General features: G+C 46.4%; 15 protein-coding genes. 7 read left to right on the top strand and 8 right to left on the bottom strand.

From position 1 onward, the window contains the following. The first annotated feature begins 89 nt into the window (after positions 1–89). From BVG16_RS09635 to BVG16_RS09625, 3 genes are read left to right on the top strand one after another with little or no spacing between them, the layout of a single operon-like run. A complete protein-coding gene (locus tag BVG16_RS09635; protein ID WP_078498333.1) occupies positions 90–1,283 on the top strand; it encodes a chromate transporter in 1,194 nt (397 codons plus the stop codon). Between the two features lie 59 nt (positions 1,284–1,342). Continuing rightward, on the top strand, positions 1,343–2,023 hold the full coding sequence (locus BVG16_RS09630) for a response regulator transcription factor (RefSeq protein ID WP_078498332.1): 681 nt from the start codon (positions 1,343–1,345) through the stop codon (positions 2,021–2,023). Then, complete coding sequence (locus BVG16_RS09625) at positions 2,020–3,129, top strand: sensor histidine kinase (RefSeq protein WP_078498331.1); 1,110 nt, start codon at positions 2,020–2,022, stop codon at positions 3,127–3,129. The genes BVG16_RS09630 and BVG16_RS09625 overlap by 4 nt, the downstream gene beginning before the upstream one ends. Before the next feature lie 154 nt (positions 3,130–3,283). Here BVG16_RS09625 and BVG16_RS09620 read toward each other — a convergent pair whose 3' ends face one another. Next, positions 3,284–4,372 (bottom strand): hypothetical protein, encoded by a 1,089-nt coding sequence (locus BVG16_RS09620; RefSeq protein ID WP_144027338.1) that lies wholly within the window; start codon positions 4,370–4,372, stop codon positions 3,284–3,286. Positions 4,373–4,623: 251 nt separating this feature from the next. Here BVG16_RS09620 and BVG16_RS09615 point away from each other — a divergent pair, with 251 nt between their 5' ends. Continuing rightward, the gene (locus BVG16_RS09615) at positions 4,624–4,998 is read left to right on the top strand and encodes a VOC family protein (RefSeq protein WP_078498505.1); all 375 of its coding nucleotides are present in this window, start codon (positions 4,624–4,626) and stop codon (positions 4,996–4,998) included. A gap of 70 nt (positions 4,999–5,068) precedes the next feature. On the opposite strand, the gene BVG16_RS09610 is transcribed toward BVG16_RS09615, so the two are convergent. The 3 genes from BVG16_RS09610 to BVG16_RS09600 form a co-directional block, all read right to left on the bottom strand. Beyond that, complete coding sequence (locus tag BVG16_RS09610; RefSeq protein WP_078498329.1) at positions 5,069–8,182, bottom strand: MMPL family transporter; 3,114 nt, start codon at positions 8,180–8,182, stop codon at positions 5,069–5,071. 90 nt (positions 8,183–8,272) lie between these two features. After that, positions 8,273–8,887, bottom strand: coding sequence for a TetR/AcrR family transcriptional regulator (locus BVG16_RS09605; RefSeq protein WP_078498328.1), 615 nt, complete (start codon positions 8,885–8,887; stop codon positions 8,273–8,275). A 147-nt stretch (positions 8,888–9,034) separates the two neighbouring features. Further along, positions 9,035–10,048 carry an ABC transporter substrate-binding protein gene (locus BVG16_RS09600; protein WP_078498327.1) on the bottom strand — a complete coding sequence of 338 codons (1,014 nt, stop codon included), beginning with the start codon at positions 10,046–10,048 and terminating at the stop codon, positions 9,035–9,037. Between the two features lie 252 nt (positions 10,049–10,300). Between BVG16_RS09600 and BVG16_RS09595 the strand changes: the two genes are divergently transcribed. Further along, positions 10,301–10,807 carry a hypothetical protein gene (locus BVG16_RS09595; RefSeq protein ID WP_078498326.1) on the top strand — a complete coding sequence of 169 codons (507 nt, stop codon included), beginning with the start codon at positions 10,301–10,303 and terminating at the stop codon, positions 10,805–10,807. Positions 10,808–10,882: 75 nt separating this feature from the next. Here the strand turns inward: BVG16_RS09595 and BVG16_RS09590 are convergent, their stop codons facing one another. Next, on the bottom strand, positions 10,883–11,311 hold the full coding sequence (locus tag BVG16_RS09590) for a VOC family protein (protein WP_078498325.1): 429 nt from the start codon (positions 11,309–11,311) through the stop codon (positions 10,883–10,885). Positions 11,312–11,444: 133 nt separating this feature from the next. Further along, positions 11,445–11,570 (bottom strand): hypothetical protein, encoded by a 126-nt coding sequence (locus BVG16_RS33680; RefSeq protein ID WP_269845585.1) that lies wholly within the window; start codon positions 11,568–11,570, stop codon positions 11,445–11,447. A 99-nt stretch (positions 11,571–11,669) separates the two neighbouring features. Here BVG16_RS33680 and BVG16_RS09585 point away from each other — a divergent pair, with 99 nt between their 5' ends. Continuing rightward, on the top strand, positions 11,670–12,080 hold the full coding sequence (locus tag BVG16_RS09585; RefSeq protein WP_078498324.1) for a DUF1761 domain-containing protein: 411 nt from the start codon (positions 11,670–11,672) through the stop codon (positions 12,078–12,080). A 180-nt stretch (positions 12,081–12,260) separates the two neighbouring features. On the opposite strand, the gene BVG16_RS09580 is transcribed toward BVG16_RS09585, so the two are convergent. Both BVG16_RS09580 and BVG16_RS09575 read right to left on the bottom strand, forming a co-directional pair. After that, complete coding sequence (locus BVG16_RS09580) at positions 12,261–13,235, bottom strand: aldo/keto reductase (RefSeq protein WP_078498504.1); 975 nt, start codon at positions 13,233–13,235, stop codon at positions 12,261–12,263. Positions 13,236–13,410: 175 nt separating this feature from the next. Next, positions 13,411–14,640 (bottom strand): MFS transporter, encoded by a 1,230-nt coding sequence (locus BVG16_RS09575; RefSeq protein WP_078498323.1) that lies wholly within the window; start codon positions 14,638–14,640, stop codon positions 13,411–13,413. Between the two features lie 169 nt (positions 14,641–14,809). On the opposite strand from BVG16_RS09575, the gene BVG16_RS09570 reads away from it, so the two are divergent. After that, positions 14,810–15,307 carry a DinB family protein gene (locus BVG16_RS09570; RefSeq protein ID WP_078498322.1) on the top strand — a complete coding sequence of 166 codons (498 nt, stop codon included), beginning with the start codon at positions 14,810–14,812 and terminating at the stop codon, positions 15,305–15,307. The last annotated feature ends 89 nt before the right edge of the window (positions 15,308–15,396 follow it).

The following is a 15,396-nucleotide window of genomic DNA, read 5'->3' as shown; positions in this document are numbered from 1 at the left end:
CTTTTTTGTCTTTTACAATAACTTCACAATTCATCGCTTTACGGCGCATGCCACGGTTGCTACCATAGAGTTCGTAAAGGATGTGACCCATGAAACGAACATTAAATACAGCCATGAAATCAATCCTTGAGGTGTTCTGGGTATCCACCAAGCTCGGACTGACATCATTTGGCGGACCCGTCGCGCATTTAGGATATTTTCATGAAGAATATGTACGTCGAAGACAATGGATCGAAGAGCGCAGATATGCGGATCTTGTGGCTTTATGCCAGTTCCTCCCCGGCCCTGCCAGCAGTCAGGTCGGCATCGGCATCGGTGTGATGCGAGCCGGTATACTAGGCGGTGTTGCCGCATTCCTCGGATTCACACTTCCATCGGTCATCATGTTAATCTTGTTCGCTTGGCTGCTCCATGGCATGGATATGCAGCTTACAGGTTTGATCCACGGGCTTAAAATTGTCGCTGTCGTCGTTGTCGCCCATGCGGTGCTTGGGATGGCACAGAAGCTGACGCCGGACCGCACCCGCAGAACGATTGCCGCTCTTGCGCTTATCATTAGCTTACTCTGGCCGGCAACCTATACGCAGGTGGGGATCATCTTGGGCGCAGCCTTGCTTGGGCTTCTTTGGTGCCAGCAAGGCGATGGGGATATACAACCTTCCACCGTTACGATTCCGATATCCCGAAGATGGGCATGGACATGCCTGACATTATTTTTTGGTCTGCTCATGATCCTTCCTATCCTGCGGGAAATGACTTCTTCGTATTGGATCGCATTTGTGGACAGCTTTTATCGGGCGGGTTCACTCGTGTTTGGCGGCGGTCATGTCGTATTGCCTCTCCTCGAACGTGAGTTTGTTCCTACGGGCTGGATTTCCAAAGCCGATTTCTTGACTGGCTATGGCGTCACACAGGCCGTACCCGGTCCGCTCTTCACCTTCGCTGCCTACGTAGGCACGATCATGCACGGATGGATCGGCGGCATTGTAGCTACATTAGCCATTTTCCTGCCAGCCTTCCTGTTAATTGTGGGTACTTTGCCTTTCTGGGACAAACTACGGCATCATGCCACGACGAGCGCCGCCCTTCATGGGGTTAACGCCGCTGTTGTAGGCATCCTCACCGCAGCCTTGTACACTCCCATCTGGACCAGTTCGATCCTATCTTCCATGGACTTTGCCTTGGGAGCGGCACTCTTTAGCATGCTTGTCTTCTGGAAGCTCCCGCCTTGGGTGATCGTCATCACCGGAGCACTAGGGGGATTCCTTCTCTCCGCCGTTTAAATTCTATTTACATAGCGAATATATGCTATAGTGGTGGGGTGTGAAGGGAGATGTAGCGTATGATTAACATCATGATCGTCGATGACGATGCACATATTCGCGAGCTCGTTAGCTTATTTCTTCATAATGAAGGGTTTGGCACCTGTGAAGCCGTGAATGGAATCGAAGCGTTGAAGCTCATCGATCAAGTCAAAGTAGACATGGTCATTCTCGATATTATGATGCCGAAGATGGATGGCTGGGAGCTCTGCCGCGAATTGCGGAAGCACTATGATTTTCCCTTACTCATGCTGACCGCGAAAGGTGAAACGACCCAGAAGCTCAAAGGCTTCGACCTTGGCACAGATGATTATCTGGTCAAGCCGTTCGACCCGCTGGAGCTTGTAGCACGGGTGAAAGTTCTATTGAAACGTTACCAAATTACAGCATCGCAAGTTGTTTCTATCGGTCAACATATGCAGCTGAACCATAACACCTTGGAGGTTACGGATCGCCTCGGGCAATGTATTACTTTGCCGCCCAAGGAATTTGAGCTGTTATTCAAGCTGGCCAGCTATCCGGAAAAGACCTTCACCAGGGAACAACTCATCGAAGATATATGGGGTTATGATTTTGAAGGAAATGAACGGACGCTCGATGTCCATATCAATCGACTGAGGGACCGTTTCCCCGAAGAAACGTATGGTTTCAAAATCCGTACGATCCGCGGATTGGGGTATCGGCTCGAGGTGCTCCCATGAAGCAATGGATACAACATTTCCGGAAGCAAATGTGGGTACGAATGACGACTGCCATCTGTTCGCTGATCCTCTTTTTCTTGGCCTGCGAGGCAGCCTCTTATGGACTGATCTATTGGATTCGTCTGAAGAGCGATCTCCTGCCAACGGCGGAATGGGTACAACTTTTGGTTACGCAGTTATTAACTTTTGCGATCATGTCCTGTGTCGCCACACCGATCGCCTTCGTAGCGAAGCGGAAGTCCGGGAATGTTTTCGGAACCCTTATCAGTACAATCAACAGCGTTTCGAAAGGTGATTTTACGGTGAAAATCGCCTATCATAAACATTTTGAAGATGAGCAATTCCTAGATCTTGTGGAGAGTATCAATCATATGACCGCGCAATTGAATGAACTGGAGACCCTGCGGCAAGAATTCATCTCGAATGTCTCGCACGAAATTCAGTCCCCATTAACTTCCATACGCGGATTCGCCCGTGCGCTGCAAGATCCGGATTTGCCGATTGACATGCGGGTGCATTATCTGGGAATTATCGAAACCGAAAGCGTGAGACTTTCGAAGCTCAGCGAGAACCTCTTGAAGCTCACCTCGTTAGAATCGAAACATCATCCGTTTCAACCGAAGCCTTATCGACTGGATCTGCAGCTAAAAACAACCATCCTAGCCTGTGAACCGCAGTGGCGGGAGAAGAATATTGAAGTTGAGGCAGAACTGACAGAGCATACCGTTCTTGCCGATGAAGAAATGATGAGCCAGGTCTGGATTAATCTCATCCATAACAGCATCAAATTTACGCCGCAGGGCGGAACCATACATGTAAACTTATCGCAAGCCGGCAAGGAAACCGTCGTGCGTATCACAGATACAGGGATCGGTATGGATACCGAGTCTCAGCAGCATATTTTCGAGCGATTCTACAAGGCGGATAAATCCAGGAACCGCGATTTAGGGGGGAACGGGCTGGGGCTCTCTATTGTCAAAAGAATCATCGATCTGCACGAAGGTTCCATAGCCGTGCATAGCACATTGGGCGTCGGAACAGCATTCCATATTACCCTCCCTCCCAAACCGAATCCGCGAAAAGAGAAAGAGATCACAGTCGAATGACTGGATCTCTTTGTTTTTTCGCTATGTGTTTCTATAGCTGCGCATGGCCATTGTGCTCAGTGCCTACGCCACTTTTATACTAGCAGGACCTATTGCTAATAAAGTTCCTATATTGATGATGATACATTGTTCCTTCAGTAAAATGACCTAATATTTATCTTGTAATAGCAACTTGGTTCTTAATCGTTTTCATTAATAGTCTATCCGATACAGCATGATGATCTTCGATCGTCATGCGTTGTTGTCCTGGCACCCAGTTCTCATCCATCGAAGCTTCCAAAATACTACGCATTAAGGCGATATCCGTCATCTCACTTTCAGAAGGAACCGATCCTGTTTTACGTCTCATGCTTTCATTTTCCATAGCAGGTTGTAACATGCGTCGCATAATCTTCACCCCATCTTTCAATAGTTCTGGTGCCCGGAAGTCTGCACTAAATGTGTACTTACCTGGTAATATAAACATACCATTTTCACTATCTAGATTCAAGGAAATCCGATAATCCTCAACTAGACATTCCTTCAGCATCCACAATTTTTTCTCATCACTCAATCTAAAATAATTCGGTACACGTCCGTCGATTAGTTCGGCATAATTATTCTCTATAAACCAATTGTATGCAAGATAATCTTCATATGGTGTACCAAGGCGGTCAAAAATCCGCCAATGTAAGACATGACCATATTCGTGCATAAGTGTTTGTGCGCATCGCTCATGTAAATTCAATAGTTTTAAGTTCTCATTAATATGATCCAATGTTATTTCCGAAGATAATTTCCCTGACTCAGCAAAAAGCTGAGCACTACGTCCAAAAATACCAATTTCACTATCTATCGTATCCATAGTATTGTCCGGTAAAAGGACAATCCATTCCTGGTTGTTCTTAACAGGGCGATACATAAATGCGCGTGCCTCAGAGTGATCTATACGGGAATTTTTAAAACGGACAACTAAATTATATACGTTAACCTCATCAAGACGCGCTCCCCGACGACGAGCAACACGATAGCCACCCTCTACTTCTATCCGTTTCCGAAATGGAAATTCGTAAAAATAATTTGTGTCCGGATCAAAAAGTTCTGCAAAGAGAGATGCACTTGAGCGTACTTTTTTCACCGTTTTTCGATCCATCTCTATCAGTTCTAAATCTTCGTAACTCGGAGCTTCATTTTCATCAACAAACTCTATGTACATTTCTTCAGCTTCAGTTTCAAAATTTTCAATTATACGATGTAATAACACCTTGCCCTCCGGTTCGTCCGAATTTTCTCTCATCGCTATTTTATCACTTTACCCTAATATCTTCCATTCTAAAAAAGAAACTGCTGATCGAAATCAAAGGTCTAACTTTCCACCTTCTTCGGTGATTTCGTTTTTATCCTTCAACGTACATATGATCATCTTCCATTTGACACGAAACCCTAAGGTTTCGTATAATAACAAAAAACGAAACCTTAGGGTTTCATAACCACTCTAGGAGGAACAAACTAATGATTACGAGTGCAAGTCCATTTCTTGTTGTCGACAATGTTGAAGAATCCATTAAATATTATCAAAGCCGGTTTGGCGGCGAAACTAAAATTTTGAATGAACACCAAGGCGTGGTTATGCATGCTGAGCTGCACTTAGGTCAAACCTTACTACACTTCTCGGGTACCTTTGGCGGTCGCATCCCCAAAGCCACCAACGTAAAAGTCATCTTGCTGCTTGAGAAAAGAGAAGAGCTACAGCAGGTGTATGAGGCACTTATCGCGGATCAAGGTCAAGTCACTACCGAAATACAGGATACCTTCTTTGGGGCGCTGCACGCCGAAGTGACGGACAGCATGAATCACATCAATTGGGTGATGAACTGTTTTAATAAATAGTTATAGACAGGAAAAGCCTTGATCATCCCTATCGGGAAGTGATCAAGGCTTTTTTTGCTATCCATGCCTGTTATTTACCTGAAGTTCTCATCACAAGGTTTTCGCTTTGCGATGCTTTTTTTTTATTCTTGATGGCATCAGGCAGTACCATGAGCGCTGGAAGCAGCATCGGGAGCAAGATAAAGCACAGTACAATCAACCCCACGATCGTTGCCACAGCTAATTCAATCAATAAGACTAAGCCTGATGGTGCCAACGTTGCCAAGGTTCCCCCCAGAATGATCATAGCGGAGATAACAACACCACCCACATGTTTGGCTGCATGAACAATCGCTTCTCCTGTTGGCAAGTCTTCATGTTCCTTATAGCGCATCATGAGGAAGATACTGTAGTCGACCCCAACCGCTACGATAATAATAAAGGAGAAGAACGGCACGAAGGAAGATACCCCATCTGCTTTGATGATATATTCCGTGACGAAGTTAGATGTCGCCATGGCAACGTAATAAGAAGCCAGCAGTGACAGAATAATATATACCGACGGCCAGAACTTCCGAATCACGAATAACAATACCAGGAATACACCCGCAATAATAATGATCGCCGTACTGTTGAAGGAGCTCACCTGTGCAGCATTCGTATCATAGGTCGTTGAACTCGGTCCTGCCGCCCCAAATTTTGCGTCCGCCAATACCGTTCCTTTTAATCCGCTTGTCATGGTGTCATTGATCTTCTCGATCGTCTCCATCGCTGCCGGAGAATAAGGATCATGATTCAGGATGACGATCCACTTCGTAATGGTTCGGTCCTTCGACATGAAATTATCTAATGATTTCTTGAAATCCTCACTTGTTAATGCCTCACGCGGAATAAAGAAGGTCTTGGATGCATTCAATTCGGTGATAAAATCCCCCGTCTTATTTAGACCATCTGAGATGTCCCCTAGACCATTGCCGCTTTTGCCTAGTCCGTCTTTTAATTGCGTCATCCCATCGGACAACTGCGTTAATCCCGTTGAGAGCTTCTGCTGACCGTCTTTCACCCCAGCAAGACCTGCATTTAACTTCTTCATATTTGCAGCGATCTCGCGGTTGCCTGCAGCACCCTCCTTCAAACCTTTCACCAACGCATCCGCGCCTGTGGACAAGGCTGTGAGGCCTGTAGTCATTTGGGTCTGTGCATTTGCGATCTGTTTCAACCCTTGCGAAGCCTTGGCGAAGGATTCATTCAACTGGGTATAATTTTTGTTCAGCTCTTGGAAACCGCCAATGATCTGCGCCATACCTGATTCGAGCCCTGCACCCGTCTGCTTCAGCGTCAGATAATCTTGGTCTTGGCTTAACTCGTTATATTTCGCACCCAGACCTCCAATTAATCCATTCATTCCAGCGAGCCCTTGCTGAATCGCAGGCAATTTCCCTTCCAACTGCACGTAACCATCACCTAGGGTCTTGTAGCCTTGCTGCAATTGTGTCATCCCTGTACTTAATGTAGACGTCTCGGTTGCAACCGTATTAAGTCCTGTCTTGAGACGCGCGATACCGTCCCGAAGGTTGGCAGCCCCGCTCGCCCCTTGGTCAATGCCTTGGGCCACTTGATTGATCGCATCGGTAATTTGAGTATAGCCTTGTTGTACTTGGCCCGTACCCGAGATGAGTTGATCTACACTCGAGAAGTCTGGGCTAACCAATTTGCCTTGCATTTGCTGTATGCCGTCTTGAATCTTTACTACGCCGTCTTTTGTGGCATGAATGCCATCCGCGACCGATTCTGTCTGTGAACTGATATAAAATTTGTCAATCGGCTCCGATTGCGGTTGGGTCACGCTCGCGACCTTCTTCACGCCATCGATCTCTTTTAATTTATCCGTTAATTTATCGACGACGGCCAAAGATTCGTTATTATCCAAAGCTTTGTCGCTCTCTACGACGACTGTTGTCGGCAAAGCCTGCCCCCGACTGAAGTGCTCCGCCACGATATTAAAGCCTTGCGTCGAAGCATACCCGTTCCCCAATTCTTTCAATTGGTCGAAGGACAGCTTCTGCCCGCTGGACAACAGAACCGGAATCATTACGATAACGATAATAACCGTGGTTAGCACCGGATACTTAACCGCTGTCGATGTCATTTTCGCCCAGAACTTGTTCTCTTTATGACCTGTTGCTTTCTTCGTCGGCCAGAACAATTTAACGCCCAATGTCTTCATGATAAACGGTGTTAATGTCATGATCTCAAGCAGCAGAATAGCAGCCCCGATCGCAACGACATTGGCCGATTTATAAATACCGAAGGTAGAGAAGCTTAACCCTGCGAATGCGATGAAGACCGTTAAAATACTGTAGACAATAGTCTTCCCTGCGGTTTTATACGTCACAATAATGGCTTCATCCGTTGATTTCCCATGCGCAAGCTCTTCCTTGAACCGATTAAACAACAGAATGTTATAGTCGGTTCCGATCCCGAACAAAATCGCAATGAGCAGCATTTGCGTGACGCTGGTCACCGGGAAATGGAACTTATCGATGATCTGGGCTGCAATCCCCATCGAGCATGCGTAAGTAATACCCACGGCAAGCAGCGAGACGAATGGAATAATGATCGAGCGGAACATGATGATCAATACGGCAAGGATAAAGATAACGGTCAGAATCGCGCTCTTCTCGACGCCTTTCTCGGATGCTTTCAAATAGTCGTTCTGAATGAATTCCTCGCCGGTCAGATAGAACGGTACCTTCACGTCCTTCAACGTTTGACTGAATTCTTTCTTGATGTCCTCAATTTCACGTTGTTTCTTATCCAAGCTAAAGCTCACCATTAAGGTAGTCTTGTCTTCCGAAATCAACGACGACTTCGCATCCGGCATGGAGAACGGATCCAACATATCCCCAACACCGAGCTCGGATTGATGGGACTTCATATTGCCGATTCCCGCCTCAATCTGTTTCATATCCTGATCTGTCAGTTGATCCGGGTTGTGGAACACGATAATATTGCTCGTGCCATTCGTCGGATTCATCTTCTTCAAGATGGAAGCCGCTACTTTCGACGGATTATTATCACTTAGCGGATCTTGACCCCTTTGGCGCAGAATGGCATTCACATCCGGCTGGAAAGCTGTCAATACAACCGTAACCACCAGCCACACGGCGAGAATACCCCAACGCCACTTAATAATCTTGTGCATCTTTGCCATCTCCTCCTCCACTTTTTCCCTATCCACAAAATTCCATGGATAATGAACAAGCGTTCATTTTTTGTCTAAAAAAATACAAATCTATATATTCAATTTTGAAATAATCCCCACGCAGTATACTCGCAACAATTCGTCTACCAATTGCCGTACCGTCGCTCCGTCCTCATGATCGCGCAGAATAATACATGTGCCTTCGACTAAGGTTTCGGCCAGCATGTGAGCCAGATTGCGCTCTTCAATCCTCGCCTGATCCTGCTGATCTTCCCCGGGAATGAAGACCTTCATCAGAATATGGGCTGCCAATTGAATAAGCTCTTGCTTCACGGGTTCATACGAAGATCCGCTGCTCATATTCAACAGAATACGAAGCTCGACATTCGATTCTTTGAATAGTTCAACGATCGTGCTTTCTACTTTACGGAGGTAATGAAGGGGATCTGTGGTGTCTTTCGTGCAGGTATGGTCAAAATCATCCTTGATATCCATGATATATTGCACGAACTTCTCATAGACTGGATGGATCAACTCATGGAAGAGGTCTTCTTTATTCTTGAAATAACGATAGATATTCCCTGTCGTGATCCCTGCTGTATTCGCAATCTGCCGCATAGACGCATTCGAATAACCATGCCGCTTGAACTCTGACAAGGCTGCTTGAAGAATGCTGTTTTTCACGTCATCTTTTAAATACTGCATCCATGAACACCCGTTTACTTTTAATTGATAGGATTTATTATACTGGGCTCATGCGTGAGATGCAACTCCAACTTTGCCAAAAAAGGAGCACATAGGCTCCAGCACGATAACATGCCGATTCCATGCACTCCCGAAAGATTTTCAATCTTATTTCACAAGGTTCTTCAACACATCATCCATAATTTGCTCGCCCGCTTTAACCCCGCTGTACAACCAGCTGGAAGTGGAAGGCAACTCGATGACATGTCCTTCTTTGACGGCTTTCAGCCCTTTCCAAATCGGACTGCCGAGCGTCTCGTCGGTACCCGCCATCTTATCGCTGTTCACGAGGAAAATATAATCCGCGTCTAATCCAGCCAACTTCTCCAGGGAAACGGAGTTCCAACTTGCTTTCTTATCGTCTGGAATATCAGACACCAAGTTCGGAGGCAGCATGCCTAAATCGTTATAAAGCACAGCAGCACTGGATACCGTCTCGTCCACTAAGAAGAATTGTTTGTTCGTCAGCCATAGAATCGCCGCCGACTTTTGGCCTACGGCCTTCGTTAATTTCTCCTTCGTATCCTTGGCTTTGGCATCGTATTCCTTCAATGCTTGTTCAGCTTCAGGAGACTTATTCAGTAATTCCCCAATTTTCAATAGGGCCTGACGCCAGTCTTTGCTAATCTTATCTCCCAGCACGTATGTCGGAGCAATCTTCGATAATTGTTCGTACATGCCGTTGCCTACCGTATTCTCCGAGCTCACGATCAATAAATCCGGGTTAAAGCTTAAAACGGCTTCTGTCGGAAGATCATAAGCGATCGTCGGAATGCCTTTCAGATCCGTCTGCAAGTAATCTTGAATTCCGTTCGCAACGGACCATTGTGCCGCAGGCTTCATACCTAGCGTAACGAGAGGGTCTTCTAGGTAGGAAGCAATAATGCGCTCCGGATGCGCAGGAATGGTCACCTCATGCCCCATCACGTCCGTGACGGTCTTCGGCTTGGCTTCATCTGCGGCAGGATCCTTCGTCGTCTCTTGTTGTGAAGATTCTGTCGAAGATGCATCCGAACCCCGGTCCACCGAATTGCTGCAAGCAGATAGAAACACAGTAAGTGCTAATAGACAGCTAAGTATGATTGCGTATTTTCTAACGTTGTTTGCCTTTGTATGAAACATAATAGCCTCCCTAATCTATGAAAAAAATCGTATCGCCTGATGGATTGGACATCTCATCCTCACTTACCATATAGTTGATGATAATAATTATCATTATCATTGTCAATCTCAATATTATTGGAAAATGCTTACGCGGCTTGTCAACCTAGACTTACGACCAGTATGCAGCTTACCCAAAGACGGAAGACAGCATCCCGTCCGCATGGTAAAGTGATGCTAAATGAAATGTTCGAAGAAGGAGCGATACACACGATGAATCGAAACCTATTTGTAGGTGCCATCTTGATCGTACTCGGGGCCCTGCTCGTATTCAGCGGAGGCGAAGCTTGGAGCACCGGAACAATGTTTACTTATTTTTGGCCTACGTTATTCGTCATTCCTGTCGGAGTATTCTTGCACTGGATGTACTTCTCGGTAACGAACCGCCGCGGGGTCGGACTGTTAATACCCGGAGGAATTCTCGTTACGACAGGGGTCGTCTGCCAGATCTCAATGTTGTTCGATAGCTGGGCAATCATGTGGCCTGGATTTATTCTGGCCGTAGCCGTCGGATTGTTCGAATTCTACTGGATGGGCAGCCGTAACCGTTATCTGTTGATCCCGATCAACATTTTGACCGCGTTATCCACTATTTTCTTTGTTGTATTCACCATTAGCTCACTCTTCAGTCATCTATATGTAGGCAAGCCGATTCTTGCGATGATCTTAATTCTCGTGGGAGCGTTCATTCTTTTCTTCAAGAAAAAAGAACTCGTATAACGGAAAAAAGGGCATTCGCTGCATGCGAGTGCCCTTTTCCCATTATTGATGTACGTACCATCTCATCATGTTACTCTATTCAACGCAAGCTTGCTCTGCCGCACCGTTTAACTGCCAAGTAATGCCGAATTTATCACGTACCATACCATATAAAGGACTCCAGAATGTTGTTTGCAATTCCATAAGAGCTTGTCCGCCTTCAACTAGCCCGTGATATATGGATTTCAAACGTTCGAAATCCGCCGACGTGATCGCAATGCTTAATTGATCACCCAAGGTGAACGGATGTCCAGGCATGGTGTCCGAGAACATAATGACATTACCGTCAAATTCAAGTGATGCATGCAGTACGCGATCCTTCATATTGTCAGGCACGGGATGTTCTTCATTTGGCATATCGCCAAATCTCATTACACCCAAGTTCTTGGCTTGCAATACGTTTTCGTAAAATGCAACCGCTTCAGCACATTTCCCATCCAAATTGATGTACGGTGAAATTTTCATGATTCCTGTTCATCCTTCTTTCTATGTATTGTATAGGCAAAATCCCCCTATCTCTAGTATTATAACCTGATTCGATGCAACAGATAAGGCGAACAGAGGACAACGCTGAAGATTTTTTCCACCCCACGTTGCCCTATGCCGCAGCTGCTGTATCCCCGTTCGAATGACTGAATCTTCCGGTATTCCAAAACATACCTAATCTCGCGATGATATCATGCATCAACTCAAAGTAATGCTGCTCCCGCCAAAAAATCACCATGATGCACCACCTTGTATGAAAATCGTTTTTATACACCACAAATAGGAAATGCTTGTCGTATAATAGGAAGGCACCATTTAACAAGGAGGACTTTATTTCATGTTGGACGTAAGTAAAATTAACTATGTAGCTGTACTAATCGCCACGGTAGCAACCATGGTGATCGGATTCCTGTGGTACTCACCGGTCCTATTCGGTAACGCTTGGATGAAACAACGCGGGGTCAAAATGGAAGAGATGTCAGGAGGAAGCCCGTTCACGTATTTCCTTACAGCGCTCACCCAATTGGCAGGAGCCTTCGTACTGGCCTTGCTGCTCACCCTTGTTGATCACGTTACGATTGGAACAGGTATTACGATCGGTCTATTGATCGGTATCAGTATTTCAGTCAAGATCGGCATGAACTACCTATTCGAAGGCAGCAAATTAGGACTATACTTTATTACCATCGGATACCACTTGGTATCGTATGTTGTCGCGGGTCTCATCCTTGGATGGATGCAAGGTTAACCTACATAGGTAATATAACGAAAAGGATCCTCCTCTGCTTCGAGATGGGATCCTTTTTCACATCCATTTAGACCAGACCTGCTGTGCTATATAGGATGAATCCCATATAGCCCGGGAAATATCGCTATCTAAGCAAATGTTGCACAATAGTTGGTGTAAAAATCCAATACTACCTTCCTTTTAACGCCCCACTCGTTGTGACACGTCATGAATTGCCTTCATTTCATCGTCTGTCAGACGGAATTGCATCGTCTTCACATTCTCCTGTGCGTGATGCACCTTGGAAGCGCCAGGTATAGCAAAAACGGTATCTCCGTGATAATGAATCGTCCAATTCAATGCCACTTGCGTTGCCGATGCATTGTACTTCACCGCGATCTGTTCCAGAAGCTCAATGAGTGGCAGGGTGCGCTGCAATCCACCCGCTTTAAAAGCTGGCAATAGCTTGCGCGGACCCGTCATGCTCTTCACAAGTTCGGGCTGACGGTGAAACTTCCCACTGAGCAATCCTTGCTCTAATGGTGAATAGGCGATGATGGAGATCCCTAACTCCTTCGCCGTATCCAATACCTCATTGTCTTCGATCCGCCGATCGAGCATGCTGTATTTCATTTGATTCGAGATAAGCCGCAATCCCATATCCTTAAGAACTCGGTCGGCCTCGCGCATTTTGCTGGCGGTGAAATTACTCACGCCGACATACTTGATTTTTCCTTGCTTAACCAGCTGCCCCATCTGCTTCATTTCTGCGGATACCGACGAGAAAGAGAAGGGTTGATGGATTTGATACAAGTCGATCATCCGGCCTTTCAAGCTATCCAATCGTGTCTGAATGGTTCGCGGAATGTTCCCTGCCGTACGTAATGCAGGCCACCATTTGGTCGCGATGTGAGCGTCCTCTTCACGGACACCAAGCTTGTTCAGTGCGCTGGCAAGCATTTGCTCCGATTGTCCTTTACCATAGACCTCGGCCGTGTCGAACCAGTTGATGCCGCCCTCCAAGCAGACGCGAATGATCTCTTCAATGATCGCTGGATCGATATCCGGCCAGAATCGCCCCACTATTCCTTCGCCTTTGCTGAACTGCCAGCAGCCAAGACCCAGCGGAGACAACCGTAAATCTGAAGCTCCCAATGTTCTTAACGTTGGTTGAATGCCCACGAACCTTACCTTCTTCCCCTATTCGACTTGGCGTTTCTTCCTGTGCATCTTATTGACTTGATTGTATGTCGCATCTGATCCGCAAGTCAACATCATGATCAGCCCCCTCTACGTAACAAGACCAAGCCAAAAAGCCGATGCTTCCATCCTCGGAAACATCAGCCCTTATTCATTCTTTTATAGGTTTCGGCGCAAAATTCCTTCTCATCATCAGCCAACTCACAAGTGGTGAGCATCCTATGAACAGAAGCAGACAGTTTAAGACGATCGGCGCTTTACTGAAGTGAATGGTGATAATGAAAATGATCATGCTCACGACCCGCCCAGCACTGAGCGCCAGTTCTCGGAGCACCACATACTCTACTCGCTGCTTAGCGCTCTCTTCGTGCTGACCAATTAAATCGAACACCGCCGATGTCATCGGGATCGTGTACAGCGGAATGAACAATGAGGTTCCAATACCGAATACGAGCATCGTCTTATAGCTGATCCCGAAGAAGAAAGGAATAATAACCGCGGTCATGACGATGGTCCCGACCAACATCGCGCGGCTGCGCCAGATCGGCTTGATCCATTTACCTGCCGCATAGAAACTTAAGAAGGCAATCGCGGATGTAATCAACGTAAAATTCCCGAGCTTCATCTCACTGCCGGTCTGGATATAGACGAGCAATCCAATCATGACGCCGAATACGCTCTCCCGGAAACCCTGTGCAGCTAAGGCTCCAAGGGTAGTTTTCCATGCGGTGTGCGGCTTCTGAAATATCCGCACAGGCAGCTTCCATTCGTAGTCCCCTTCACTCTTGCGATTTCGCAACCAGATGCTTACGACGACGGCAGCTACGAATGTTCCAAACGAAATCATGAAAACCATGCGATAACCCGTCTCGGCGGCCATTCGGGTAATAAGTAAACCCGAACACCATGGGGCAACCATGCCGGCAACCGCCCCGATAATCCCCGTCCATCCGTTGAATCGATCGCGATTATCCGGATCGGTAACTTCAAAATAAATCACATTGAATACAAGCCAAAAGAGCCCCGTACCTAATCCTTGTACTATGCCTAACAACCATATGTAATGTACGGCATTTATCCCAAGCAATAAGACGATTGCATAGAATACCGCCGACATCCCGATGCCAAGGCGGAAGCACATCATTTTATGCCCTTTTTTCACCCAGTAGCCTGCGGTCCAGAATGTTACCGCCATACAGAAATGCGTTAATAGCGTAAACAAACCCAATACCGCAAAATTATGACTTGCTTTCCAGAGATACACCCCAATGAATGTCCCTGACAACGCACTTGCTATAATAAATAACGCATTGACTGCTAGCAGCAACCAAGACTGCCTGTCTAACTTCCCTCTGGAAGGAGACGGCTGATCCTTCTGCATGAGCAATCCTCCTTTCCATCTGCTTAGGATAGCCCAAATGCAAAAATAATTTGCATCTACTCGGTATACTATTTGATCTATTCAGACCTGATCGCTATACTATGGATTGAAACAAATTGCAGAAGATAGATACATACAACTTCTAAACCACTTATATGGAGGGATTACGATGTTTCATACCATTGAAGAATTTCTACAGGAATGGAATCAAGAGGCTGCAGGATCCGAGCGCATTCTGAATCACCTGACAGACGCATCCTTACCTCAACAAATCGCAGAGAATCATTTCACACTAGGGGAATTGGGATGGCATATCGCGAATAGTATCCCTGTGTTTGCAGGACAGCTTGGAATTGAAGTGCCTTACCCAGGAGATTATAAAGAAGTACCTACACAAGCAAGCGTCATCGCCGAAGGATACGCGAAGACCAATCGCGCATTTGTGGAGGCACTTCGTTCTTCGTGGACCGATGCCGATATCGCACAAGTCCGTCAAGTATTCGGCAGAGAAATGGCGAACGGCATGACACTCCGCATGCTGATTCAACATCAGACGCACCATCGCGGCCAAATGACCGTCTTGATGCGCCAAGCAGGCCTTACAGTGCCAGGTCTTTACGGACCAAGCCGTGAAGAGTATGCCGAAATGCTGAAGAACAGAAAGTAACCATTAAGCAGAAAGAGGCTGTCCCTCATGACTGGTTCCTTACCAGGTTCACGTCGGATAGCCTCTTATTTTACATACATCCATCTCTT

It is taken from the genome of Paenibacillus selenitireducens (assembly GCF_002021565.1).
GTDB lineage: Bacteria > Bacillota > Bacilli > Paenibacillales > Paenibacillaceae > Paenibacillus_K > Paenibacillus_K selenitireducens.
The sequence above is the reverse complement of the archived record's forward strand: the minus strand, read 5'-3'. Positions and strand labels throughout refer to the sequence as shown.

Bases quoted from the DNA above. Each gene is read 5' to 3' on its own strand.
- BVG16_RS09635 (WP_078498333.1), top strand. From the start codon at position 90: ATGAAACGAACATTAAATACAGCCATGAAATCAATCCTTGAGGTGTTC.
- BVG16_RS09630 (WP_078498332.1), top strand. From the start codon at position 1,343: ATGATTAACATCATGATCGTCGATGACGATGCACATATTCGCGAGCTC.
- BVG16_RS09625 (WP_078498331.1), top strand. From the start codon at position 2,020: ATGAAGCAATGGATACAACATTTCCGGAAGCAAATGTGGGTACGAATG.
- BVG16_RS09610 (WP_078498329.1), bottom strand. From the start codon at position 8,182: ATGCACAAGATTATTAAGTGGCGTTGGGGTATTCTCGCCGTGTGGCTG.
- BVG16_RS09605 (WP_078498328.1), bottom strand. From the start codon at position 8,887: ATGCAGTATTTAAAAGATGACGTGAAAAACAGCATTCTTCAAGCAGCC.
- BVG16_RS09600 (WP_078498327.1), bottom strand. From the start codon at position 10,048: ATGTTTCATACAAAGGCAAACAACGTTAGAAAATACGCAATCATACTT.
- BVG16_RS09595 (WP_078498326.1), top strand. From the start codon at position 10,301: ATGAATCGAAACCTATTTGTAGGTGCCATCTTGATCGTACTCGGGGCC.
- BVG16_RS09590 (WP_078498325.1), bottom strand. From the start codon at position 11,311: ATGAAAATTTCACCGTACATCAATTTGGATGGGAAATGTGCTGAAGCG.
- BVG16_RS33680 (WP_269845585.1), bottom strand. From the start codon at position 11,570: ATGGTGATTTTTTGGCGGGAGCAGCATTACTTTGAGTTGATGCATGAT.
- BVG16_RS09585 (WP_078498324.1), top strand. From the start codon at position 11,670: ATGTTGGACGTAAGTAAAATTAACTATGTAGCTGTACTAATCGCCACG.
- BVG16_RS09575 (WP_078498323.1), bottom strand. From the start codon at position 14,640: ATGCAGAAGGATCAGCCGTCTCCTTCCAGAGGGAAGTTAGACAGGCAG.
- BVG16_RS09570 (WP_078498322.1), top strand. From the start codon at position 14,810: ATGTTTCATACCATTGAAGAATTTCTACAGGAATGGAATCAAGAGGCT.